At 58.4% G+C, this 24270-nt stretch carries 19 protein-coding genes and 2 pseudogenes; 7 read left to right on the top strand and 14 right to left on the bottom strand.

The window, feature by feature from the left end; all coding sequences use genetic code 11:
• Positions 1-286: 286 nt before the first annotated feature.
• Positions 287-1789, top strand: a complete 1503-nt coding sequence (locus tag GOB85_RS04330) for an FAD/NAD(P)-binding protein (RefSeq protein WP_338421654.1) — start codon at positions 287-289, stop codon at positions 1787-1789.
• A 428-nt stretch (positions 1790-2217) separates the two neighbouring features.
• Here GOB85_RS04330 and GOB85_RS04325 read toward each other — a convergent pair whose 3' ends face one another.
• Positions 2218-4584, bottom strand: coding sequence for a TonB-dependent receptor (locus tag GOB85_RS04325; protein ID WP_173576480.1), 2367 nt, complete (start codon positions 4582-4584; stop codon positions 2218-2220).
• Between the two features lie 353 nt (positions 4585-4937).
• Between GOB85_RS04325 and GOB85_RS04320 the strand changes: the two genes are divergently transcribed.
• A complete protein-coding gene (locus tag GOB85_RS04320) occupies positions 4938-6194 on the top strand; it encodes an exo-beta-N-acetylmuramidase NamZ family protein (protein WP_173576481.1) in 1257 nt (418 codons plus the stop codon).
• 13 nt (positions 6195-6207) lie between these two features.
• On the opposite strand, the gene GOB85_RS04315 is transcribed toward GOB85_RS04320, so the two are convergent.
• The gene (locus tag GOB85_RS04315) at positions 6208-7134 is read right to left on the bottom strand and encodes an isoaspartyl peptidase/L-asparaginase family protein (protein ID WP_242011290.1); all 927 of its coding nucleotides are present in this window, start codon (positions 7132-7134) and stop codon (positions 6208-6210) included.
• 269 nt (positions 7135-7403) lie between these two features.
• Between GOB85_RS04315 and GOB85_RS04310 the strand changes: the two genes are divergently transcribed.
• The 4 genes and pseudogenes from GOB85_RS04310 to GOB85_RS04295 all read left to right on the top strand — a co-directional run.
• Positions 7404-7805 (top strand): GntR family transcriptional regulator, encoded by a 402-nt coding sequence (locus GOB85_RS04310; protein ID WP_173576483.1) that lies wholly within the window; start codon positions 7404-7406, stop codon positions 7803-7805.
• A gap of 66 nt (positions 7806-7871) precedes the next feature.
• Positions 7872-8669 (top strand): SPFH domain-containing protein, encoded by a 798-nt coding sequence (locus tag GOB85_RS04305; RefSeq protein ID WP_173576484.1) that lies wholly within the window; start codon positions 7872-7874, stop codon positions 8667-8669.
• Positions 8670-8777: 108 nt separating this feature from the next.
• Positions 8778-9578, top strand: coding sequence for an SDR family NAD(P)-dependent oxidoreductase (locus tag GOB85_RS04300; RefSeq protein ID WP_173576485.1), 801 nt, complete (start codon positions 8778-8780; stop codon positions 9576-9578).
• A gap of 434 nt (positions 9579-10012) precedes the next feature.
• Positions 10013-10633, top strand: a pseudogene (locus tag GOB85_RS04295) (IS5/IS1182 family transposase); the annotation flags it as partial.
• Between the two features lie 153 nt (positions 10634-10786).
• On the opposite strand, the gene GOB85_RS04290 reads toward GOB85_RS04295, so the two are convergent.
• From GOB85_RS04290 to GOB85_RS04265, 6 genes are all read right to left on the bottom strand, one after another.
• Positions 10787-12172 carry a sensor histidine kinase gene (locus tag GOB85_RS04290; protein ID WP_173576486.1) on the bottom strand — a complete coding sequence of 462 codons (1386 nt, stop codon included), beginning with the start codon at positions 12170-12172 and terminating at the stop codon, positions 10787-10789.
• Positions 12169-12837, bottom strand: a complete 669-nt coding sequence (locus GOB85_RS04285; RefSeq protein ID WP_173576487.1) for a response regulator transcription factor — start codon at positions 12835-12837, stop codon at positions 12169-12171. The genes GOB85_RS04290 and GOB85_RS04285 overlap by 4 nt, the downstream gene beginning before the upstream one ends.
• A complete protein-coding gene (locus tag GOB85_RS04280) occupies positions 12834-15911 on the bottom strand; it encodes an efflux RND transporter permease subunit (RefSeq protein WP_173576488.1) in 3078 nt (1025 codons plus the stop codon). The genes GOB85_RS04285 and GOB85_RS04280 overlap by 4 nt, the downstream gene beginning before the upstream one ends.
• Before the next feature lie 7 nt (positions 15912-15918).
• Positions 15919-17115 carry an efflux RND transporter periplasmic adaptor subunit gene (locus GOB85_RS04275; protein WP_338421650.1) on the bottom strand — a complete coding sequence of 399 codons (1197 nt, stop codon included), beginning with the start codon at positions 17113-17115 and terminating at the stop codon, positions 15919-15921.
• On the bottom strand, positions 17112-18563 hold the full coding sequence (locus GOB85_RS04270) for a TolC family protein (protein ID WP_242011289.1): 1452 nt from the start codon (positions 18561-18563) through the stop codon (positions 17112-17114). The genes GOB85_RS04275 and GOB85_RS04270 overlap by 4 nt, the downstream gene beginning before the upstream one ends.
• A 254-nt stretch (positions 18564-18817) precedes the next feature.
• The gene (locus GOB85_RS04265; RefSeq protein WP_173576489.1) at positions 18818-19513 is read right to left on the bottom strand and encodes a VIT1/CCC1 transporter family protein; all 696 of its coding nucleotides are present in this window, start codon (positions 19511-19513) and stop codon (positions 18818-18820) included.
• 196 nt (positions 19514-19709) lie between these two features.
• Here GOB85_RS04265 and GOB85_RS04260 point away from each other — a divergent pair, with 196 nt between their 5' ends.
• A complete protein-coding gene (locus tag GOB85_RS04260) occupies positions 19710-20276 on the top strand; it encodes a cytochrome b (protein WP_173576490.1) in 567 nt (188 codons plus the stop codon).
• On the opposite strand, the gene GOB85_RS19760 is transcribed toward GOB85_RS04260, so the two are convergent.
• From GOB85_RS19760 to GOB85_RS04235, 6 genes and pseudogenes are all read right to left on the bottom strand, one after another.
• Positions 20207-20665 (bottom strand): transposase, encoded by a 459-nt coding sequence (locus GOB85_RS19760; protein WP_173576491.1) that lies wholly within the window; start codon positions 20663-20665, stop codon positions 20207-20209. The two genes, GOB85_RS04260 and GOB85_RS19760, sit on opposite strands and share 70 nt — an antisense overlap.
• An 89-nt stretch (positions 20666-20754) precedes the next feature.
• Positions 20755-20841 (bottom strand): annotated as a pseudogene (locus GOB85_RS19170) (arsenical resistance protein ArsH); the annotation flags it as partial.
• Between the two features lie 25 nt (positions 20842-20866).
• Positions 20867-22162, bottom strand: a complete 1296-nt coding sequence (locus GOB85_RS04250; RefSeq protein WP_277875843.1) for an arsenic transporter — start codon at positions 22160-22162, stop codon at positions 20867-20869.
• Entirely contained in the window at positions 22162-22584 is a 423-nt protein-coding gene (arsC, locus tag GOB85_RS04245; protein ID WP_173576492.1) for an arsenate reductase (glutaredoxin), read from the bottom strand. The genes GOB85_RS04250 and arsC overlap by 1 nt, the downstream gene beginning before the upstream one ends.
• Positions 22581-22934: an ArsR/SmtB family transcription factor gene (locus GOB85_RS04240; RefSeq protein WP_173576493.1), complete on the bottom strand. Its 354-nt coding sequence runs from the start codon at positions 22932-22934 to the stop codon at positions 22581-22583. Before GOB85_RS04240 ends, arsC begins: the two co-directional genes overlap by 4 nt.
• A gap of 222 nt (positions 22935-23156) precedes the next feature.
• The gene (locus GOB85_RS04235) at positions 23157-23486 is read right to left on the bottom strand and encodes a hypothetical protein (protein WP_173576494.1); all 330 of its coding nucleotides are present in this window, start codon (positions 23484-23486) and stop codon (positions 23157-23159) included.
• Positions 23487-24270: the final 784 nt, after the last annotated feature.

Below are 24270 nucleotides of genomic sequence, written 5' to 3'. Positions count from 1 at the left end.
TTGTCAGCATTGCCAGGGCCGCTCTCCTGATGAGGCATGGCAACCAGCATTGAGGCGGATACACGGAAAGAGAGCCCCGGGACTCCGCCCCGCATCCCGCCAAAGGTCGCAGCCCTGTGGAATCCGGTTTTTGCTTAACAGATCAGGATGAAAGGGCCATCGTGCGCAGCACGCCTTCGCCCGATGCTTCCTTCCGGGTTCCAGGGCAGAGCCCCGTCAATCTCACACCCCAGCCAGTTTCACACAGGTCAAAGGCCAGACCCCGAGGAGTAACCTGAGTTTGAAAGTGAAAATCGTGATTGTCGGTGGCGGGGCAAGCGGCGCCCTGGCCGCACTGCAACTGGCGCAATGGATCGCGCCGACAGAAATCCTCGTCGTCGAGCCACGCGCTCAGATCGGTCGCGGGATCGCATATTCCACACAGAACCCTGCTCACCTCCTGAATGTGCGCGCCGGCAACATCAGCGTTTTTCCAGACAAGCCTGATGATTTCGTGTCCTGGCTTCAGGAAAAAACAGACTTCCCGGCTGATCCGTCCGCATTCGCGCCGCGAAGGCTCTGGGGCGAATATCTGACAGAACGATTTGAAGAAACCGGCATCCGGCACTGCCACGCTTCCGTCAGACAGATCACAGTTGACGATAAAACTGTCTGCCTGACCTTAAAGTATCTTTCAAAATCAGAGGCTTTACAGGATGCGCATGATTCGCGGGGTGCCTTGCCGTTTCCCGGAAGAAGGCAGAGCCTCCGGCACCCTGTTGAATTAAAGGGGACCAAAGACGCCACGCCCTTTTATGGGGCTCAGGGCAATGCCCCGGAGCAGGATAATCCTGGAGACTTTGAAAAACACCCTGTATCCGACGACCAGACTCTGATCACCGGCAAGGTCATCCTCGCAACCGGACATTTCCTGCCTGTGGACGTCCCGCAGATCAGCGAGACAGTGCGTCGTGATGGCCGGTATATCAGGAACATCTGGGACCAATGGCCTGGTCTTCCTGAAACGCACGCCCCCGTGGTTCTCATCGGCACTGGCCTGACAGCCGTCGACGCGCTGCTGCGCCTGCGATCCGACGGATATCAGGGCACCGTCATCATGATCTCCCGCCACGGTCTGCTCAGCAGCAGTCACGGGCCGGCCGAATCCGTCCGGGAAAGCGTCATCCCACCCGAAACACCCCCGTCAGCTCTCGCGTATCTGAAAGCATTTCGCCAGGCCCTCGCCAGTGGTCAGTCCTGGCGCGCAGGCGTCGACAGTCTCCGCGGCGTGAGCAACCACCTCTGGGCACGCCTCCCGTCTCAGGAAAAGCAGCGCTTCCGTCGCCATCTTCTGCATCTCTGGAATACGTCCCGCCATCGGATGGCACCGCAGGTCGCCCATTCCGTAACGGAGGACCTCGCCAGAGGCCGGCTCATCGTGCGCAAGGGTAACGTCTATGCGATCGAAGACAGCGAAAACAGTCTGTCCGTAAAAGTTCGTGTCCGGGAAGGAACCGATTCAATCCAGGCCGCTCTGGTCATGAACTGTTCCGGACCGGACACGAATTATAAGCGCGTTCAAAGCCCCGTCCTGAACAGCCTCTTCAAAACAGGCCTCGCAAAACCGGACGAATCCGGCGTCGCTTTGGCAACAGACGCAAAAGGCGCACTCATCAATGCCAGTGGCAATGTCTCCAATCTTCTCTATGCGATCGGCCCGCTACGTGCCGGCAGCCTGTTTGAAACGACAGCCATTCCGGAAATACGTCAGCAGGCAGGCGATTTCGCGTCGCTCCTGAGCGAAGAATGAGCCTCTCAGACCAAAGGAGCCTGCCTTTGATCTGTCCGAAGATTTTTCAGGCCCCTTCACCCCGATTAAATGGTTTGCAAAGCTCTGCGACCTTCGCCGGGGCAGATCTGTCAAAGGTCAATCATCACAATATCTGGTATTATACTGGAGAGTCTGGCCTTTGACCTGTGTAAGACTGGCAGGCGCAGGACTGGCAGAGCTCTGCCCTGGAACCCGGCAAAGGTTCGCCTTTACAAACCGTTTTATGATCAGCAGACCGGGGTGCAGGGGCCTGCGGCCCCTGCCGGGTCCGGGCTGAGCCCGGATACTCTCATCCACAGATCAGTCTTCACAACCTCTGGTATCAGAGCGGCCTTTCATGATTCAGGGAAACCATGAAAGGTCGGTCCACTCCGGAAAAGGCAAAGAGAATTAAGTCCGGCCCGCTTTCAGAACCCTGCGCCGATGGAAACGAGCGCCGCGAAACCACCCCCGATCACATAAGTCGGTGTCGATGCGGCAATCGTCGTGCCGTATATACCTTTCGTTGCTTTGGCAGCCCCGCCAAATCCGGAAATCCCGGAAAGATAGTTGTTGTCGCCAATATTGATCAGATTTAGCTGAATCTGAGGATGTTTGGCAAAGCCGACATTGCGGAAGCGCATGCCAAGAGTCATGTCGGACGTCACATAAGAATGGATCGCCTGATCATTCATGAATGTGGAATACTGACTGTCTACATAATGAATATTAACATTTCCGAACAGAAACCCGTCATCATATTGCAAACCGATTGTGCCGGTGAATTTTGGACTCAGAACCGCCGTTTTCCCTTTTGTCGGAAGATAGTCGGACCCAACCTGATAATTGTTGTCGATCGTCGCATGGAGATACTGACCCGACAGATAAGGACTGAAGTGATGCCAGGGACGCAGACCAACTTCAACCTGAACCCCGCGTGACGTCTGGCCGCCGGCATCCAGAGACGAAGACACCAGATTTGTCGTGCCCGGAATATAAGCCGATGATGTCACCTGGCGATGCGTCATGTTGTAATTAAACAGCGCGAGGGAAACATTCCACAGACCGGTATGGCGATAACCGATTTCCTCACCAATGGAATACTGCGCCTTCAGCGTCCCCGGCTGGGTGATCGGAACCTTGCTCGAGGGACTGAAAATCTGCACGAATGATCCGGCCGGAGCACGAAAAGCCGTTGTTCCATCAATGTAGATCTGATTTTTCTTGTCGATCTGATAGCTCGCTGAAAATTGCGGCATCGGCGCGAAATAATTTCGTGCGCTCCGATAAGGCGTCGCACCCGTCACAAGATCGGTCGCCCAGCGTGAGACCATTGTTGTCTTCAGACCAGCGCTCAGATTCAGTTTGTCATTGAGAAGCTTCAGATTATCCGAAATGAAGATCGAATTCGTCTGCTGTCTGATGGTGTCGTCATACCCAGACAGGACGCGCCCGTTCTGCATGACAATCGCATACCGGCCGGCATTATTGGCGGAGTTTCCTTCATAATCGACGGGAGTGAAACTCTGCCGCTCCGTGTGATTTGTATAGGCATACCAGTAGCCGATTTTGAACGTGTTGGTCTTATATTTCCACCCGAGCCAGGTGGAGAGCCCCCCGGTCAGCTGGATCCACGGATCGACCGCCTGAGTCGTGACAATACCATTGGTCGCATAAGGCAGATTGAGCGGGCCCGCCGATGTCGTGCCGTAATTGCTGTTGTCGTTGCTGATATTCTGCCCGCTCCGGCTCGGTCCGAAGAAGTCCGTGAAGTAAGGAGTCAGGTGGAGATCAAGACCTTTCGCAAGATGAAAATTGATCGGCGCACCGAGGATGAGTGCGTTTGTCGCTGAATAGTTCAGCTTGTAATACAGCGTATTCCCCGGCGTGTATGTCGAGGACAGGTTGAGCCCGCGCCCATAGGTCTGCCACTGGGCCATGGTCGGAACGCGGAACGGATTCCACATCGAGTTATTATAACTGAACCAGATCTTCGCATTGCTGCCCGTGCCCCAGGATTTTACAAGTTCAGCATCGGTGTGATACCGGCGCAGCCCACCCGGTCCGTGCCAGCTGTCATCCCGCGTATAAGAGAACGAGGCAAAGCCTGAAACGCCGGTATGGCCGATCTCACCGGTGTTCAGCCTGATGAAATCCTTGTTCGCCCCCCGTGTGCCGCCCGAGGCCTCCACATAACCGCCAAAATGTCTGGCGGGATCAATGGCCCGGATCGCGATCTGCGCACCAATGGCATTATACAGCGGCGCGCTGATGTCAGCAGCCCCCTGGGTGAGCGTGACGCCCCCCATGTTCTCGGAATCAACAATGATGTTTGTGTAAGGTGAATACGCAAGCGGATCGGCGACCGGGATTCCTTCAAAGAGATAACCCGTTTCCCGCTCATTGAACCCACGGATCGAGAGACTGTCTCCCGTGATGCCAAGCGGGTCGGAACGGGCCGCAACAACGCCCGGTAATGCCGCTATAAGAGACTGAACATTGCTGGTCGGAGCCTGTTTGGCAATATAATCGCGGGTGATCCCGCTCTGCGCCCGGGCATCCGTCTGAGGCGGCATAAGACCGCCGCCTGGTGTTGTATTGGTTACGCCATTGGCTGTGGCCATGCCCGCAATAACGACGACATTTTCCGCCGCCTGATGGCTGGCATCACGTAACGGTGCCGTTTTTTGTGGCGTGACTTTGTGTGGATGCTTTTCCGGCACGGCTGCTATCGCTGAGCCTGTTGCGCAGAAAGCTATGCTAAAAATAAAGACATTTTGAATTCTGGAAGTCATTTTTCTGGCTCCCTTGTTGTTGGGTGGCAGGAGACTCTCCGTGCTGATATGCCCCATACCGTAATTGTTTTTATTTCGAAAGGAAAAAATACCAAAATAGATCCAAATGTCTTTGTCATATTTCAGCAAAAAAGATCATCAAAACGTGATAGTAAAATATAATGTTATATATCAAGGTATTATATTGAATTTTCTAAGAATGATAAAGATCAGACGATATAATCTTATATTGGTATTTATAAGGTATTGTGGTGAGATCGGAGCGTCGTTGCGAGTCTTCGATGCAGGCTCGCCCCTGACGTAGAGAGTGCGGTATGGCTTCAGTCATGTTCGGAATGTCAGAAGGATCAGAAATGACCATTTCCCGTCGCGCAGCATTTCTATGCGCAGGCGCCGGCCTCCTCGGCAGCGCCCTTCCGGCACGGGCCGATACTCCCGCCTGCCCGTCATCCGCCCATGTGAAAACCGGGCTCGACATTCTGCGTTCAGAAAACTGGAGCAGACTGGCAGGAAAAAAAGTCGGCCTCGTTGCCAATCCGAGCAGCGTCGATACATCCCTCATTCACATCGCCGATCTCCTGCATGAGGCACCGGATGTCCGCCTGACAGCAATTTTCGGTCCGGAACATGGCTTTCGCGGCTCAGCCGAAGCCGGATCGTCCGAAGCCCGCACAACAGATTCACGAACAGGCGTCACAGTCTTCGACATCTACGCGCTTTCAGGAAGCAGACTCGATACCGTCCTGTCATCCGCCGGAATCGATCTGCTCCTGTTCGATATCCAGGACATCGGCGCGCGATTCTACACCTATATCTGGACGCTTCACGACATCATGCAGTCCTGCGCGCGTCTGAAAATCCCGGTGCTGGTCCTGGATCGACCCAACCCGATCACCGGCCTGCATCCTTCCGGCCCGGTCCTCAGTCCGGCGTTCTCCTCTTTCGTGGGAAGAGCGCCGATCGCACTCCGACATGGTATGACAATCGGAGAACTCGCCTTATATTTTAACGCTCATTTCATCCACCCGCACAAAGCGGACCTCACCGTCATCCACATGCAGGGCTGGACCAGGCCCCTGTTCTTCGACGAAACCGCACTCCCATGGGTGGCGCCAAGCCCAAACATGCCAACGCTCGAAACCGCCATAACCTATCCCGGAACCTGCCTGTTCGAGGGCACGGTCCTGTCTGTCGGACGCGGCACAGCCCAGCCCTTCCTCTCACTCGGCGGCCCCGAGGTCGATGCCACACGCTGGGTTCAGGATCTGCGTGCAGTAAACCTGCCCGGCGTGCTGTTCCGTGAAACATGGTTCTCGCCGACAGCCTCGGTCGATCGCGGCATGAAAATACATGGCATCAACATGGTTGTCACAGACCGGTCGGTTTTCGATCCGGTTCTGACAGGGATCGTGATGCTGAGCACAGCGCGCGCGCTGTCGACGGCGCCATTCTGGCGTAACAACGGCGTGCCCTTCGATCAGCTATCCGGCACGGACACCGTCCGCCAGCAACTCGATGCCGCGCTCACCCCGGAAAAAATCATAGCCTCCTGGAAAAACGATCTCGATGCCTTCGTGAAACGTCGCGAAAAAGTCCTGCTTTATTCGTGAGCCCGAAACCGGCTCACTCCCCTTTCAGAATCGCCACATGCGCCACCCCGTCGCGACCAACCCACCCCCGATACATCCCGTCCGTATTAAACGGCATCGCAATATTCCCGGCACCATCCACCAGAATAGCGCCGCCATCCCCGCCAAGTTTCGGAATCTCGTGATTGATCACCTCATCAGCCGCCTCCGCCAGCGGCTGATGCATCATCGTCACCCGCATGCAGATTTCATGCGCCGCCACAGTGCGAATGTAATACTCACCCCAACCGGTCCCCGACATCGCACAGCCCCCGTTCGCGTACGTCCCCGCGCCAATCAACGGTGAATCGCCAACACGACCCCACAGCTTGTCCGTCAGCCCGCCCGTCGAGGTCGCCGCCGCCAGATGCCCGTCCCGGTCCAGCGCCACAGCCCCCACCGTGCCGTGATGCGTGTCCGCTTCCTTCGCCTGCTTCAGCCGGTCCTTCTCCAGCGCCTCCTGAAGCTGTCGCCACCGCCGGTCTGTCCGGAAATATGACGCTTCCACCAGCGTAATTCCCTGTTCCTTCGCAAACGCCTCCGCCCCGTCGCCAATCAGAAACACATGCGGCGAATGATCCATCACCGCCCGCGCCAGCTCCACCGGATTGCGCACATGTCGCACCCCCGCAACAGCACCCGCCTTCAGCGTCGCTCCGTCCATGATCGCCGCATCCAGCTCATTCTGCCCGTCATGCGTGAACACCGCCCCACGCGCCGCATTGAAATCCGGATCGTCCTCCAGAACCCTGACCGCCGCCTCAACCGCATCCACCGCAGGCTTCCCCGCCTTCAGCCGCGCATACCCCGCCCGAAGCGCCCGTTCGAGACCTGACCGCACCGCTTTTTCCCGCTCCGGCGTCAGATCGCTTTTCACCACCCCGGCGCCGCCATGAATGACCAGAACAGGCTCAGCCGCCATCGCCGGCCATGCAGCACCCGCCAAAAGACACAAAAAACCGCTTCGAAGCATGTTCATCCGCCCAGGACCTTTCAAACAACAGGGCATCAGTTCCACCCCCGCCCGCCACGCCGTCAATAGCCCGAACTCCTGCCCGGTCAGCATTCCCCGCACGCCGGTCCGTCAGCCCCGCCCGGATCACGTTTCGCCGGAACCATTTTTCATTGACGCCGCTCTTTCAACTCTGTTCTGGTGTGCCGTAACACCATTACACAGGCGGATCCGCCCCGATGGACTTCCCGACCATCACCCTCGCCAGCACCGGCGAGCCACTCTACATCCAGATCGCGAACCAGCTCCGCAGCCTGGTCGCAACCGGCACGCTCGCCCCCGGCAGCCAGCTACCCACCATCCGCAAACTCAGCCTCTTCCTCGCCGTCAACAGCGATCCGGTCATCAAAGCAATCCACCTGCTTGCCCGGGAAGGCCTGCTCGACATCCAGCGCGGACGCGGAACGTTCGTAATCGACCCGCTGCCCGATCAGTCCGGCAATCTCAGAAAACGGGAACTTATATCCCGTGAAATCGCTGAAGAAACCGTCAGCAAAGCACGGACCCGTGGCGTCGCGCCGGAAGACGTCGTTCTGGAAATCCAGTCCATCATCACCGGCAGCACTTCCGATGAACACTAACTTTCCCTCCGCCCGCCGCCAGTGTCACGCCCTGTCTCTCACCTCCTTGTCCGGGAATTTTCTGTGATGGCCGTTTTCACGTCGGTTTTCATCGGTCTGATCGCTTTCCTTGTTGTTGGAATCGTAAAACTGATCGGATTCAACAACGAATTTGAGCAGACTGTCCTGCTCAGCCTCGGAAAATATCACCGCACCATCGGAAGTGGTTTCTATTTTACCTTTCCGTTCCTCCGTTCAGCCTACGCAAAGGTCGATACCCGCCTGCAAACCCAGACCATCACCGCCGAGAAAATCCTCTCCCGCAACATGGTCCCGCTCGACATCGACGCCATCGTCTTCCTCCGCGTCACCAACGCCCGCAACGCCGTGCTGGAAGTCGGAAACTATCAGAACGCCGTCTACGGAATCGCCCAGACCACCCTGCGCGAACTCGCCGGCTCCCGTGACATGACCGAACTGCTCAACGACCGCGAAGCCTGCGACCGCGCCCTGAAAGACAGCCTCGCGGACAAGACAAATGAATGGGGCGTCGAAATCGAACGGGTCGAAATCAAAGATATCCTCATCCCCGCAACGCTTCAGAATGCCATGAGCGCCCAGGAACAGGCCGTGCGCGAACGTCAGGCCCGCGTCACTCTGGCGGGAGCCGAAGTCCAGATCGCCGAACAGATCGTAAAAGCCGCCGCTCTCTACACAAACACCTCCGGCGCCATGCAGATCCGGCAGATGAACCTCCTCGGAGACATCGCCCGAAACAACAGCACAATCATCGTACCAAGCGATGTCGCAGCCAGCCTCTCCGGCATCCTCGGCGTGTCCGCCAGCCTGAAAAATTCAGCCCCGCCAGACCAGAACCGGACCTGAACCCGGCAGATCAGCCCACGTCATAACTGGTCTGCCCGTGTCGACTGAACCATCACCGGGTTAGCCTGTTGAAGTGCGAAGGTACGCAATACAAGACAGGAGAGCCTCATGGACCTCGGACTCAAAGGCCGCCTTGCCCTCGTCACTGGCGGAGATTCAGGAATCGGCTTCAGGACAGCGCAACGCCTCCTGCAGGAAGGTGCGCGTGTAGCGCTCAGCGACATGGAGCCGGACGCCCTTGATGCCGCCGTCGAAACACTGCGTAAATCCGGCGATGTCAGAGGCTTCCCCGCCGATCTCACCGATTCCACACAGGTCGACGCCCTGCAACAGACAGTCAGCACCGAAATGGGAGACCCGGATATCGTCGTCTCAGCCGCCGGGATCACAGGCCCGACCGGCTTCTTTCATGACCTGAACGAAGAAGACTGGCGCAAAGTGCTCGACGTCAATTTTCTGACCGCCCTTCGCGTGGCGCAGGCCTTCATTCCCGCCATGCGCCGTAAAAAGTGGGGCAGGGTGGTCTTCATCGCCTCCGAAGACGCCGTCCAGCCCTATATCGATGAACTGCCTTACTGCGCCTCGAAAGCCGCGCTGCTCAGCCTCTCAAAAGGCCTGTCCAGCACCTACGGCCCCGACGGAATCACCGTAAACTGCGTCTCCCCGGCCTTCATCGAAACCCCGATGACCGACGCCATGATGGAAAAACGCGCGAAACGCGACGGCGTCGATATCGACACAGCCGTCAGAACCTTCATCGAAAAAGAGCGCCCGATGATGACCGTAAAACGCCGTGGCCGCCCCGAAGAAGTCGCGGACGCCATCGCCTGGCTCGTTTCAGAAACCGCTACCTTCACAACCGGCACCGTGCTCCGTGTCGATGGCGGCTCAGTCGGCACAATGGTCTGATGGCTCTGTGCTGCAGCTCTGCCAGGTCAGCAACAGGGGTTCGAATCCCCTATGGGACGCCAGTCGCTCTAAGTGACTGATATTATTGCCATAAAATCCTGAGTTCCCACTGTGTGTCACATCTGGAGGGTTCGAAAAACCCCTATCCAAGCTTTTGTGTAATGCGCAATATCAATGAGTTATGACTCTGCTGTGATCGAAAAAGGAGGGTTTTTAGAACCCTCCATCTCTGTGTTACATACGGGACGCCGGATTTGCCTGCTCCCTACATGCTCCGAAGACATCACACCTGGTATCTCAGGTTTCGCGTTCCCGCAGACCTGGAGGGTTCGAAAAACCCACTGGTTATGAGTGTTTCTCTGTGATTCCATTTCTCGTGCCTGGATTGGGGGACGATGGAATGAGACAGCCCGGTTTCTTTGACGTTGATGCACGGCTTGTTCAGTCGCTTTGACGCCACCCTGCGCAGTTCTGGCTGCCTCCCGATGTCAGGCCAGATCCTGGATGCACCCTTGGTGGCGGCCCCAAAGCAGCGCAATACCAACGGAGAGAAAGCGGACCTTCGGGCTGGCCGGATCCCGAAGGAATGGAAAGACAAACCGGCAAAGCTGTCGCACAAGGACCGACATGTCCGCTGGATGCTGAAATTCACGAAAGCGAAACGGCCGGATGACGGGACTACCCCCTACCGACCTCGCTATCCCGTTCTTTGGTTATAAGTCGCATATTTCCATCGATCGGAAATTCAGGCTGATCCGCAAATGGAAGACCACGGATGCTGCGGCCAGCGATGGGGCCAGACTGCGTAAAGGATTGCCGGATCGAAGCAATACCGCGTCTGATGTCCGGGCTGACACGGCGTATCGGTCAAAAATGCAGGGAAATCGGTAATCCGCTCCCGCGTCGAACATGTCTTTGCCGATCAGAAGGCACAGACGAGGCTGTTCATTCGTACCGTCGGGATCAGACGGTCCACCATGAGGATCGGCCTGGCCAATATCATCTGCAACATGCGCCGCTTTCTCTTCCTCGAGAGGATCAGCACAACCTCATAGTCAATCAGAGCACAGGAAGCGCTGCTCTGATTCAGGGACGGAGCGGAGAAATGTCAGTGAAAACCATCAACCACCGCTCTCCGATCCCGGAATCATAACTCAATAACCTGATGCTGCTATTCGCTGAGGGCCTGCTGTCCCGTCAATACAGATTCATGAGGAGGTGATGAACCATGTTGATTTGATTCCTTTAAAACTTGCGTCGGCTTCGGTATCGCCGGACGGGAAATGAACGATAACGACAATACCCCTTGTTTTTCCAGGAACAGGGGAGGTTATCGTGATGTCAGCCTGAAGTTGAAGAGAGACCTGCCGCACTATCGCAAGCCCCAGGCCGCTTCCTTCAGCGTCTGTTTTGCCTCTCACGAAAGGCTTTTCCATATCCTGCAAAATCTCCGATGTGAGTGGATCACAGTCATTGAAGATCAGAATTTCAGCTTCTTCTGTGATAACCACGCGTACCGGCTGCAGGGAAGAACCATGAAGAACGGCATTTTCCAGAAGATTACGAAACAGGATCCCTGCGACATCCATGTCACCCCGAATCATGAGATGAGGGACTCCTGAAAGGTCAATGGTCTGGTCTTTTTCCCGCTCAAGCTCCCGTGCCAGAAACCGGACAACAGGCACCAGATCAAACATATTCCCCGTAAGAGCGATTCCCGACGTTACTCGTGATAGCTGAAGAAGTTTTTCCATCATCCGGCCAATCCTGCGGGCCTGGTGCATGATGGTCGTCGCGCGCTCTTCATATTCTGAACGCTGAAGCAGATTTCTGAGAACCTGCACCTGTGCCAGAAGTGCGCCTACGGGATTTCGCAGCTCATGCGCGGCATTCGCGGCAAAGGCACGTTCGGTCGAAAGCGCCATTTTCAGGCGTTCCAGCAGAAGGTTGACGGCTGAGTGGATCGACACAAGCTCTTCGGGCAGGTCCAGCGGCGGGATTGGGGCCAGATTGGCGCCGCCTCTGCTTCTGATTTCATGCTGAAGGCTTGTGAGCGGGCGCATCGCGCGACGGACACGCCAGCGTACCAGAACCCAGATTGCCGGGAAAAATATCACCATTGGCAGAACTGAAATCAGGATGGCTCGTCTGACCGCTTCATTTCTGTGAAAGGCCGGCTCACCCACCAGAATGTAATGGCGACCGGATACGGAAGGGACAATATACACCCGGAACGACGGCACATTGTAAAATCCCATTTTCAGCCGGGGAACAAACAGCGTCTCTGGTGCATTCTGCGACCGGACCTCAAGCCGACCGTCCGTTGAAGCAATCTGATAGGCCAGCGTGCGCCGGTTCACACCGGGCAGGCGTGCGACCTGACCACCTGGCGTGGCGCTCCCCTGACCGGTTCTCCCCAGTTCACTGATGACGAACTCCAGGCGCTCGGCCACTTCCTGCAGCGAGTTGTCGAGACGCTCCGTGACTTCATAGCGGGTAAAGGCCGCGACGAGGATACTGAGGAGCACCAGCGCGCCGAGCACGATGATCAGTGTCCCGGACACGATGCGGGACGCCAGGCTCCAGCGCTTCATCGGGATGAACTTCCTGCAAGGCTGTAACCTCTGCCCCGGACCGTCACGATCAGGCCAGGTCCGGTTTTCTTCCGTATCCTGCTGATAAAGACTTCAATGGCATTGCTCTCCACATCGTCGCTGAGGCCATAAAGGGCGTCTTCGATCTGCTCACGGCTGCACAATGCTCCCGGACGGCGGGCGAGAAGTTCGACGATGGCCCATTCGCGCGCGGAAAGATCGATGGTCTGCCCGTCACGTCCGAGCTGTCGCCGAGAAAGATCAATCTCCACATCATCAATGACCACAATATTATCCGGCAATGCGGTGTATCGTCTGGAAACGGCTTCGATACGGGCCACAAGCTCATCGAGATCATAAGGCTTGACGATATAATCGTCCGCTCCCTCTGACAGACCCGCAATCCTGTCGCTGATCTGGTCCTGAGCGGTTGTGATCAGGACCGCCAGAGACGAACGATTCCGCCGGATCTCGCGCAGAAGATCCCGGCCATTACCGTCCGGAAGCCCGAGATCGAGCAGAAGAAAATCGTAAGCGGATGCTTTCAGGGCGGCCCGCCCGTCAGTCAGAGTTCTGAACCAGTCGGCAACATGACCAGCCTGACGGACACGATCCCTGACGGCTGAACCAAGAGCTGGTTCATCTTCGATGATCAGGATTTTCATGATTCACGATTTTTCATGATGCGAGCATACAGTGACGGCAACACAAGCAGAGTCAGAAGTGTCGAGGAGATCAGCCCGCCGATCACAACAGTGGCCAGCGGCCGCTCGACCTCGGCGCCGGCGCTTGTCGAAACGGCCATGGGGATGAAGCCCAGACTGGCCACCAGAGCAGTGGCCATGACAGGCCGGAAACGCTCTTCCGCCGCCTCAAAGGCCGCCCGGGCAGCGCTCCGCCCTGCCAGACGCAGAGACCGGATCGCAGTGACAAGCACCACACCGTTCAGAACGGCCACGCCGAACAGGGCGATAAAGCCAATCCCGGCGGAGACGCTGAACGGCAGGCCACGAAGAAACAGAGCAAGAATACCGCCTGTTGCGGCGACAGGCAGATTGATGAAAACAAGCCCCGCCAGCCAGACGGAGTTCAGCGCAAGAATCAGCAGGGCAAAAATCAGCATCAGGGCGACCGGCACAACAAGTTCCAGACGAGCCATGGCTGAACGCAGATTCTGGAACTGACCCGCCCAGACCATGCGATAGCCCGCGGGCAGGCTGACCTTTTTACTGACCGCTCTTTGCGCTTCCGTCACGAAAGAGCTGAGATCGCGCCCGCGCACGTTCGCCTGGACAATCAGACGGCGACGGATAGCGTCCCGACTGATGCGGGGCGGACCGTTCTGAACCGTAACCTTCGCTACCTCCGAAAGAAGGACAGCCCCCCGACCGTCGGCGCGGCGGATCCTCAGGCGGGCGATCTGATCCCGTGTCCCGGCCTGCGCGGGATCATAGCGGATCTGCGTGCTGATCAGCGCATTGTTGACCGTAACGGGCCGCCCGATATGGCCGCCGACAGCCTCCACCACATTCAGAAGTTCCTGCTGCGAGACCCCAAGACGAGCGGCCTGCCTGCGGTCGATGTCGATGTGGATGAAAGAGATGCTCCCGGCACCCTGCGGCGCCACATCCGCCGCGCCGGGAATGGCTTTCATGATACCGGCCACCCTGTCCCCAAGGCGTGTCAGCGTGGCGAGGTCATCGCCATAGATCGAAACAGCGATCTGTGTGCGCACGCCGGACAGCAGATCATCCATCCGCATCTGCACGGGCTGGCTCCATGATTGTTGCACGCCCGGCAACTCATCGCTTATTACCCGGCTCATCGCCGTGACAAGACCTTCCTGCGTGCGCGCGGTGATCCATTGCGACGGCGGCTTGAGGAAAATGAAGCTGTCGGTCTCGTTGACGCCCATCGGATCGGTCGGGATTGCCGACGTGCCCGTGTTGCTCACGACACTGGTCACTTCCGGAAACCGGCGCAGGATGCGTTCCTGCAGGGAGACCTCCTTCACGGCCTCCGAGAGCGAGATCCCCGGCAGGCGCGTCGTCGTCACCGTCAGAGCGCCCTCGCCGAGAGAGGGGATGAACTCGCCGCCCAGATGCAGACCCATCCAGATGGAAAGGCCGAAGATCGCAATCGTCGTGCCGAAGAGGGTGCGCGGTCGGGCTTCACACCAGGCCAGCATCGGGCCATAGACGCGACGAAGGGCGGCGACCAGCCGCGTATCATTATGGCGACCGTTCGATTTCATCACCAGCGCCGCGATGACAGGCACGCCGACGACGCAGTAAAAGAGCGAGGCGAGGAGAGCCATGATGACCGTCTGCGCCATGGGGCGAAACATTTTGCCTTCGATGGCCTGCAGGGTCAGGATCGGCAGATAGACCATGACGATGACGAGAATGCCGAAGCTCACGGGCCTGAGCACTTCCGCTGCCGAGGACACCGCGAGCGTGGTCAGCGTCGTGTTCTGGCCACTGGCGCGATCGCGCGCGCGATGGGTCATGAGATTTTCCACCACGACGAGCGAGCTGTCGACGATCATGCCGAAATCAATGGCGCCCAGGCTCAGCAGGTTGGCGGAAATCCCGAATGCGCGCATTCCCGTCATGGCGCAGACAAGGGCGAAAGGAATGACGGAGGCGATGACCAGCGAGGCCCGCCAGTCGCCGATCACCACGATCAGCACGCCGAGCACAAGGACCGCGCCGAGGACGAGATTTTCCTTCACCGTTGCGATGGTGCTGTCCGTCAGCGTCGAGCGCACGTAATAGGGGTCGAGCGTCACGCCTTTGGGCAGGGACTGGCGGATACCGGGCAACGCCGCATTGATGGCTGCCAGCGTCGCATCGGAACTCGCGCCCATGCGCATCATGACCACACCAATGACGATCTCTCCCTGACCGTCCCGCGTCACGGCGCCCAGGCGTGTTCTCGGCCCCATCGAGATCCGACCCACATCCCGCAGGAAAATGGCGGACCCGTTGACGTTCGTCCGTACGGGAATGGAACCGAAATCGTCGAGCGAGCCGATCAGCCCGCGTCCGACGACGATCTGCTGCTCCTCGTCATGCTCGATCCAGCCGCCGCCCGACGCGGAATTGTTGCCGTCCACGGCCCGGAAGACATCGTCGACCGAAACGCCCAGCGCCAGAAGGCGGCCCTGGTCGAGGGCGACCTGGAACGTCTCCTCCGCGCCCCCGTTCACGTTGACGTCCACCACCCCGGGCACCAGTTTCAGTTGCGGTGCGACCGTCCACGTCATCAGGCGGTTCAGATCCATGAGGGAATAGCCGTCCCCCTTGATCTGCAGCTGCATGATCTCGCCCAGACCCGTTGTCAGCGGCCCGATATTCACGCTCACGCCCGGCACGGAGATCAGGGCTCTGGCCTGCCGGATCCGCTCCTCGACGCGGGTACGATCGAGATTGATGTCCGTGTCGTCGGCGAACTGGACATACACGACCGAAACCCCGGACCGCGACACCGACCGCAGATCGGTCATGTCGGGGAGGCCCGCCATGCTGGTCTCGATCGGAAAGGTGATCAGCCGCTCGACCTCCTCTGTGGCAAGCCCCGGCGCCACCACGGAGACGAGCACCTGCTGCGGCGAGATGTCGGGCACCGCCTCGACGGGCAGGCCGCGCACCAGCAGGCACCCGGCGACGAAGATCAGGCAGAGCACGCCGATGACGAGCCAGCGTCGAAGCTGAAGGGCAGAAAGAAAGGCACGCATCGCGGCGTCAGTCTCCGTCGGGCAGATCGGAGATTTGCATGATGGCCTTCAGGGCGAACGCACCATGCGTCACAACCCTGTCGCCCACCGCGAGACCGGAGACGATGACCTTCTGTCCCGCGCTTTCGGCACCGACACGAACCTCCTGCGGGCGGAAACGATCCGGGCCGACGGGCAGAAAGATGGTGCTGACGCCGTCAATATCCGTGACCGCGCCTCCCGGCACGATGATGCCCTCTGTCTGTTTACGGGTTGGCAGATGCGTATTGAGAAACATGCCCGGGTGAAGATGGCCACCCGGGTTGGATGCGCGGCTGATGACACGAATAAGGCCGGTCGCGGGGTCCGCCAGATCGCCGACTGACGTTATCTTCGATGTCAGCAACGTCATTGCGCCATCTGCCGGAAGTTCCGTTGTCTGCTCGCCACCTTCGACAACCTGGGTGGCATCCTGGGGCAGAATATCTGAGACGATCCAGACCGATGACATGTCGGCCAGAGCCACCAGCTCCGTCGCGGGCGAGATATCGTCCGCGACACCGACAAGCACGCTCTGCACCTCACCCGTGGTCGGCGAGATGATGGCGGATGTCTCATCTGCGGGGCTGATCTGCCCCTTGTCTGATTCCGTCACGGAGTTGTACTCTTCTTCAAGCTGATGTTTCAGCGTATCGACATCAGCCTGCCGGGCCATAATATCGTCCCTTGCCGCTTTGAATACAGCCAGACGGCGTCTGGTTTCTCCGGCTGCAACCGTTGTCCCTTCCAGTTCACGGCCCCGGCTATAGGCTGCGGCAGCATTCTGATATGTCGCCTGTGCCGTCGACAGCGCAGACTGCGCCTTTGTCATCTCAAGGCGGACCAGATGCAGGGAGTGATCCTGATACGTGAGAAGAACCTCGCCCTTGCGGACATGCTGTCCAGGAACAACCGCTATATTCAGAACTTTTCCTGATCCCGCAGGATGAATGCGAACGATACGGCTCTCCTCAGACATGACGGTGCCCATTGCGTCGAGATTTTCCCCGAGCATGCCATGCCGCACCACCGAGATCACCAGTCTGGCATTAGCCTGCGCCGCCGCTCCCATCGTGATGATCTGTTCGTTGTCTGCCGCGAATGCGGGCTGTATGAGCGCTCCGGAGAGGCAGAACAGCGCCAGAAGCCACCTCTGGCGTCCGATGACGACTATTCTGAAACTCACTGGAATTCTCCCGCTGCGATTAATGTCCGGATGATTGCGACATGCCAGGCGATCTCCACCTGATTGCGCCTCTGCAGCGCGCTGTATGCGGCAGCTCTGGCACGCAGAAGCTCGATCAGGGATGTCTCACCGGCCTGCCACGACCGGGCCATCTCATTTGCGCGATTGTTCATGTCGTCAGCAGACGACACTGAATTTCTGAATGTGTCCTTTGCGGCTGTCAGGCGGGCAAAAACCTGTGACAGTTCCTGGCGCACGCTGCGGCGTGCCTGCTGCTCCTGGCTCGTAGCCGCCGCCAGTCTGTTTCTGGCCTCGGCCTCCATCGGGACATCGCGGACATCGCTGGGCAGCGGAACGGACACTGTAACGCCCACCCGATCATCCCATGGACTCCCATATTGTTTCTCATGAATCGCAGCGACACCGACTTCCGGATTGGGCATGAATGAAGCCCGCGCCAGACGCATGCCCTCTTCCGCAGCGCGGACGGCCTGCTGTGCGGCCCTCACACGCGGATCGTTGTCTTCGAGAATCCTGCCGGAAATCAGCGTTGCACGCGCTACAGCCGGCTCATCGCAGGAGAGGATTTCCGGGACCCCAGGACGGCCCAGCACGATGCGAAGCGCCGATGTCGCCGTTTCAACCTGCTCGGCCGCCAGTGAATATTCACTGGATGCATTCGCCAGTTCGGCGGAGACAGCCTGCTCGTCAGCCAGGGTCGTCTCGCCAGACAGGGTGCCATGGTGGACAGACGATATGATTTTCTCAAGTGCCTCTCTCAGCGCATGAGCAATACCAAGGCGTCGCCGGGCCATCAGCACGCCGGCGGAAGTGTCCAGGACCTTCATGGCGACGACCATCCGTTGCACATGCAGCCGTTGCTGCACCGTCAATGCTTCGGCCTTCGCGGCTTTGACGGTGGCACTTCCCTGTCCGGGCAACCAGAGCGGAACGGAGACGCTGCCTTCGTAGGTTGTGTAACCCTCATTGCTGCCTATGGCGTGATCGTCGAAATACTGACCCGATACAATCGGGCCGCCCGCAAACCAGGAGCCGGCAGCCTCGGCCCGAGCCGATGCCGAACGATAGTTCGTATTCAGTTCGGCCCGGGCCGGATCGATGGACCAGGCCGCTTCCACCCCCTGAGAGAATGTGAGGCTCTGACTTCTGGCCTTTGAAATAAGGCTCGAAAAAAAGCAAATGGTGACCAGGGTGAGAGCGATATAGAGCGTACGGTTTTCAGGGAAATGGATCCCTGCCCATTCCGGGGCGCGGTTGACGACCAGATAATCGACATGACGAGCACACATGAAATTCAGTCGGCTTTCTGTATCGTCGCGTGAATGAGCCGCGGCAGGATCTTCAGCATACAAGGTGAACCTGACAGCTTCCTGAACGCCGCCCAGAACAGACGTCGGGGTCACCAGGCTCAGAACGTGTTCATTCATTGAACTAAGCGGCGATCGGTGATTCACAGGCTCACAGGGGGGCTGTAAGTGATCTGTTTTTGCTGGCTGAAAGCCAGACGGAGTGGGTTAAGCTGTCTTTTCTACCGACGCACGGGATGCTGCGTGCAGAGGAGCGTCATGCGCTCAGCGTATGTGATCTGCTATGACTTTCGGCAGAAAGATCCCCTGAAAACATTTGGTCTCCACAGGATTTTATACAATACGGGCCAGCGAGCAGGGCATCTGAGCAAGTGTCACACGCCGAACAGATGACCGATCCCGCTCGTGACGATCATGGCGATGACGCCCCAGAACGTCACCCGCAATGCGGGACGCAGGGGCTGTGCTCCGCCAGCCACGGCGCCGACAACGCCCAGAATGGCGAGAGTGATGACCGAGATGAGGGAAACGCTCCACGAAACCCAGGTCACAGGCGTCAGAACAGCCGCCATGACGGGTAATATAGCGCCAGACGAAAAGGCCGTTGCCGAGGCGAACGCCGCCTGTACAGGGCGTGCTGCGGTGGCCTCGGAAAGGCCCAGTTCATCTCGTGCATGCGCGCCCAGTGCATCATGCTTCATGAGGGCGACAGCAACCTTGTGTGAAAGATCTTTATCCAGACCTCTTTCCTGGTAGATCCCGGCCAGTTCGGTAACTTCCCCGTCCCAGTCCGTGGCAAGTTCCTGTTTTTCGCGGGCGATATCCGCCCGCTCTGAATCCGCCTGGGAACTGACCGAAACATATTCGCCGGCCGCCATCGAGAGGGCTCCGGCGACAAGTGCGGACAGCCCCGCGATGAGAATGCTGCTGTGTGCCGCGTGGGAACTGGCGACCCCGACAATGAGGCTGCCGGTCGAAAGGGTTCCATCATTGGCTCCGAGGACGGCCGCGCGCAGCCATCCCAGTTTCTCGACGGCATGGCGTTCGGTTTGGGGGTGAAGACGCGACATAAGACGACCTGTGGCTCCGGATCAGTAAAGCTCAGGATTAGAAGCTGCAGCATCCCGCCACAACAGGTATTTTTATTCTGATATTGCGAGTTATTTTCAATGTTATTTATATTTTAAAAAATCTGTTCTGTTCAGCGTCCTGTCAGGAAAGCATGATACCAGGCAGTATTCAGACTTCATTTTTGTCAGGACACGCATGCCCTATCCAGTGCCGGACATCACCGATACCCTGCGCTACGACAGGCCGACAATCATCCTTCACTGGACGACAGCCTTTCTGGTGCTGTTTCAGTTCGCTCTTGGCGAAACCTGGGGCTGGCCGTCAAAACCCGTCCATCATCTGATGGTCGTGGCGCATCTGACCGCCGGTATCCTGCTGACAGCAACCATGGCGTTTCGTATTGTCTGGCGCGTGACAAAAGGGCGACACCTGTCGGACCTCCTGCGGCCTGGAGACCGGATGTTCGCCCTTGGTGTGGAATACACACTCTACGTGCTGCTCGTGGCGGAAATCGTGCTGGGCTATCTCTGGCGATGGGGCGCCGGACAGACGATGAGTTTTTTCGGCCTCCTGTTCTCCTCTCCGTTCGGCCATTTTCCAACAGCGGTGCTCGGGTGGATTCAGGGGCTGCATCACTGGAACGCATGGCTGATTGTCGGCCTTGCGACAGGCCATGGCGCGGCGGCCCTTTTTCACCAGTTCGTCCTGAAAGACAAAGTCCTCGGACGCATGCTGCCGTGGGCTTCTTCGTCCCGTTCGTGAGGCGAGCAGAGACGTTCAGGGAAGGGGCGTGGCAGAGGCCGTCGTTCCGAACCGGGAGAGAAGTTTCCCCCTCCCTGGCCATGGCGGTGAACCCGGATCACCGTGTCGTCGATCATGGCATATTCCATGTCAGCATCATCAGAGACAGCCTCGAAAATCTTCTGGAAAACCCCCGGATTTTGTTCAGTCGCTGTAGCGCGGGTAAACCGAGTTCCAGTGCCCGGAATACGTCGGTAGTCCCGCCATGGACTGCCTGTAAGGGCTATCCACAAGACAGCCTCAATGAAGAGTCGGTTATCCTTCCCGTTGCCCCCGCGATCCGTCTTCTTTCCAGGGCACAGCGGTTCTATCTTCGCCCACCGGGCACCCGTCAGTACAAAGCGATCCATACCGGTTTTGAAGCACATCCAGAGACTTTAAAAAAAGCCAGTTCCCAACAGGTCCTCATTCTGTTCATCTGACTTGAACAGCTTGTCTGGTCAACCCGTGGTTGCGGTTCCAGTTGTGCGAGATCGACCCGTTCGAGATACTCCGGGTGCAGGGCAGGCATTTCCGGCCTGGACATGGTTCCGTCAGATCCTTCGGTGGTGTCAGGGATGGCTGGTCAGGGGCAGCCACAGGGCCAGTGCGGCAAGTGTTACCAGCAGGACGGGCGGTGTGATCACCAGACCCACCTTCATGTATTGCCCCCAAGTGACCCGATGGTTCCTGGACGCCAGCACATGCAGCCACAACAGTGTTGCGAGACTACCGATCGGCGTGAATTTCGGCCCGAGGTCACAGCCAATGACGTTGGCGTAAACCATCAATTCGCGGGTCAGAGGCGTAATGTCGTGCGCCTGCTGGATCGCGAGCGCGCCGATCAGAACGCTGGGCATGTTGTTCATAACCGACGACAGGACCGCCGCCAGAAAGCCGGTGCCGATCGTGGCGATGAACGGCCCCTGATGGCCAAGCCAGACCAGTGCCGCCGCAAGGTGATCGGTCAGCCCGGCATTGCGCAGCCCGTAGACCACCAGATACATCCCCAGCGAGAAGATCACGATCTGCCACGGCGCGCCCCGGAGCACCCGGCGGATGGGAATGACCCGTCCATATCCGGCGACTGCCAGCAGGGTACTGGCAGCCAGGCAAGCCACGATACAGACCGGAATATGAAACGGCGCGGTCAGGAAATAAGCCGCCAGCACCAGGGCCAGCAGCGGAAAAGCTGCGCGAAACACAAGGCGGTCACGAATGGCGGTGGCGGGTGCTGGCAGTTCGGTGACGGGATAGGTCTGGGGCACCTGCCGCCGGTAGTAGAGCCACAGCACGGCAAGTGTCGCGCCAAGGGCGGCCAGATCGACGGGGACCATGATCGCGGCGTAGCGGTCAAAGGGTATGCCGAAGAAATTCGCGCTGACGATGTTCACCAGATTGGAAATCACCAGCGGCAGGCTGGTGGTATCGGCGACAAAGCCGGTCGCGATGATGAAGGCCAGCGCCGCGCCATGGTTCAGGCGGAGTTGTGTGAGGATGGCAATAACGATCGGTGTCAGCAGCAGGGCTGCGCCGTCATTGGCGAAAACCGCGGCTATGGCCGCTCCCAGCAGCACGATCAGGGGAAACAACGTCCGGCCTCGCCCTTTGCCCCAGCGCACCACATGCAGGGCCGCCCAATGGAAGAACCCGGCCCCATCCAGAAGCAGCGAGATGATGATCAGCGCTACAAAGGTGAAGGTGGCGTCCCAGACGATGTGCCAGACGACCGGAATATCGTGCCAGTGGATCACACCCGTCGCCAGTGCCACGGCGGCACCGGTCATAGCGCTCCAGCCGATACCGAGGCCGCGAGGCTGCCAGATGACGAAGACCAGCGTTGCAATGAAAATGGCAAGGGCCAGCATCAGACGATCCGTTTCCCGGCCTCATCCACGATCTTCTCGCCGTCCTCCCTGGCGAAAGCACCCTTCTGTGGCGTGGGTAGAATGTCCAGAACCACCTCGGAGGGACGGCAGAGTTTCACGCCAAGCGGTGTGACAACGATGGGCCGGTTGATCAGGATCGGGTGTGCGATCATGGCGTCGATCAGCGTATCATCGCTCAGGGCCGGATTATCGAGGCCGAGTTCGTGAAAGGGCGTGCCCTTTTCCCGCAGGACCGCGCGCACCGGAACCCCCATACGGGCGATCAGATCAACCAGTTCGGCTCGGCTCGGTGGGGTTTTCAGATATTCGATGATCCGGGGCTCCTCGCCGCTGTTGCGGATCAGTGCCAGCACGTTGCGCGACGTGCCGCAGGCTGGGTTGTGGTAGATGGTGACGGTCATGGGCAGGAGTCCGGGCTCGGGCAGCAGGAGGACAGGTTCGCGATCAGGGGCGCGCAGAGTTCGGGGCTGCCCGCACAGCAGTCCCTGACGAGGAAAAGCATCAGGTCGCGCAGGCGCGGAAGACAAGCACGATAGACGATCAGCCGGCTGTGGCGCTGCGAGATCAGCAGGCCAGCCCGCGTCAGGGTAGCGAGATGGGCCGATATGGTGTTCTGCGGGACATCGAGGTGCCGCGCGACGTCTCCGGCGGGTAGTCCTTCCGGTTCGTGGCGCACCAGCAGGCGGAAGATCTCCAGCCGCGTGGACTGCGACAGGGCGTTGAGGGCCGAGAGCGCGGATTCTGTATCCATATATCCTTGTTTGTGGATATATGAGGCCATGTCAAGACGGCCTGCTCTGTTGGGTCCGGCTCTGATGCATAGTCCACTTTTTTAACTCTGCCGCCGAAACCGGACAGTCTCTTCCCCCGCCAGAGCCAACCTTGATCAGACGCATTAATTAGAAAATTTACATATTCCAGCAGGAGTTTCGGACCTGCTATGTCATTCTCCCCGGAAGATTTTCACGTGGGCTCAAGCGTCGGTGCCCGCCTCTCCGGCAGTTGCCGGAACAGGCAAAGGCGACGCTATTGAACCGACGCGCTTCACATGCAGGATGGGATCGGTGCCAGATTTGGGAAGCCGCGCCACGCCGCGGGTAAGTGCCTCCTGCAAACTATTCGGCGGTAGCCTGGCAGCATCGTCGAGTTCCTGCGACGACGGAGAGGGGCGTGTCGCGTCGATCGAAGATGGACCGAGGTTTTCCGGAGTCGCAGTGAGGTGATCGACCAGTGACGGCGCCGATGCCGTCCGTGGGGTCAGCGGCTTTGTGTGGGACATGTAGTTGTCGATGAAACCGCTCATCGACCTATCCACCGTCCCGCTCCCCAACACCCAATATCCAGCATCAGACAATCATTAATAGCGCCCGGCGCCCATGGGCAGGTCTTATGATCCGCCATGCCAGTCGCTCGCTGTCTGGCTTCCCTGTGACCGCCTTTCTGGCCACGCAATCCGACAGCGGGCCTTCCACTGCCCCGCCCTGACGCGACAGCGAGCCAAATTTCGTTTCTAACGTCAGATGAGCATCAGAAAAACTTACAAACTACAGATGCATTTGACTTCTGACTTTTTGTGCCGCTGTCTTTTGAAAACGACAAAATCGCCACAAGTCCGGCATGTCCCGGTTTCGTTAACCTGGTACCTGCACTCAGATGGATATTCTGTGTTAATGACCTGATAATAAAAAACCCTTCTACCTGCTGACGGAGTCACGCAATGCAGTGGGCTGACTGGCCCGGTAAAAGCCCGATAATTTCCGGGGGCATGGAACATCCGGCTGCTTTCCACATGCTTGGTGTTCCCCGCCTGCGCGGGGATGAGCCGATTTCCCACTGTTCATTCGCCCGGACGCACGAGTGTTCCCCGCCTGCGCGGGGATGAGCCGGCGTGGAATCTGCCAGCCATTCGTCATGCCAAGTGTTCCCCGCCTGCGCGGGGATGAGCCGTAGTGACATGATTCGGGCATTGGCGGATGTTAGAGCCTGATGATTTTGGGCTGAATCGGAATATGGGTACCCAGATTGGCTGAAATCTGATTCAACCATCTGGCTGGATTGGAGGCCAGCATGGATGGCGCGTCCTTATT

It is taken from the genome of Acetobacter fallax, assembly GCF_011516735.1.
Classification (GTDB): domain Bacteria; phylum Pseudomonadota; class Alphaproteobacteria; order Acetobacterales; family Acetobacteraceae; genus Acetobacter; species Acetobacter fallax.
Note: the sequence above shows the minus strand (reverse complement) of the source record. Positions and strands in the feature narration are given on the sequence as shown.

Coding starts and splice junctions, on each gene's coding strand:
- GOB85_RS04260 (WP_173576490.1), top strand. CDS start 19,710: ATGCCCTATCCAGTGCCGGACATCACCGATACCCTGCGCTACGACAGG.
- GOB85_RS04320 (WP_173576481.1), top strand. CDS start 4,938: ATGACCATTTCCCGTCGCGCAGCATTTCTATGCGCAGGCGCCGGCCTC.
- GOB85_RS04270 (WP_242011289.1), bottom strand. CDS start 18,563: ATGAATGAACACGTTCTGAGCCTGGTGACCCCGACGTCTGTTCTGGGC.
- GOB85_RS04315 (WP_242011290.1), bottom strand. CDS start 7,134: ATGGCGGCTGAGCCTGTTCTGGTCATTCATGGCGGCGCCGGGGTGGTG.
- GOB85_RS04240 (WP_173576493.1), bottom strand. CDS start 22,934: ATGGATACAGAATCCGCGCTCTCGGCCCTCAACGCCCTGTCGCAGTCC.
- GOB85_RS04305 (WP_173576484.1), top strand. CDS start 7,872: ATGGCCGTTTTCACGTCGGTTTTCATCGGTCTGATCGCTTTCCTTGTT.
- GOB85_RS04300 (WP_173576485.1), top strand. CDS start 8,778: ATGGACCTCGGACTCAAAGGCCGCCTTGCCCTCGTCACTGGCGGAGAT.
- GOB85_RS04290 (WP_173576486.1), bottom strand. CDS start 12,172: ATGAAGCGCTGGAGCCTGGCGTCCCGCATCGTGTCCGGGACACTGATC.
- GOB85_RS19760 (WP_173576491.1), bottom strand. CDS start 20,665: ATGGATCGCTTTGTACTGACGGGTGCCCGGTGGGCGAAGATAGAACCG.
- GOB85_RS04310 (WP_173576483.1), top strand. CDS start 7,404: ATGGACTTCCCGACCATCACCCTCGCCAGCACCGGCGAGCCACTCTAC.
- GOB85_RS04265 (WP_173576489.1), bottom strand. CDS start 19,513: ATGTCGCGTCTTCACCCCCAAACCGAACGCCATGCCGTCGAGAAACTG.
- GOB85_RS04325 (WP_173576480.1), bottom strand. CDS start 4,584: ATGACTTCCAGAATTCAAAATGTCTTTATTTTTAGCATAGCTTTCTGC.
- GOB85_RS04250 (WP_277875843.1), bottom strand. CDS start 22,162: ATGCTGGCCCTTGCCATTTTCATTGCAACGCTGGTCTTCGTCATCTGG.
- GOB85_RS04235 (WP_173576494.1), bottom strand. CDS start 23,486: ATGAGCGGTTTCATCGACAACTACATGTCCCACACAAAGCCGCTGACC.
- GOB85_RS04285 (WP_173576487.1), bottom strand. CDS start 12,837: ATGAAAATCCTGATCATCGAAGATGAACCAGCTCTTGGTTCAGCCGTC.
- GOB85_RS04280 (WP_173576488.1), bottom strand. CDS start 15,911: ATGCGTGCCTTTCTTTCTGCCCTTCAGCTTCGACGCTGGCTCGTCATC.
- arsC (WP_173576492.1), bottom strand. CDS start 22,584: ATGACCGTCACCATCTACCACAACCCAGCCTGCGGCACGTCGCGCAAC.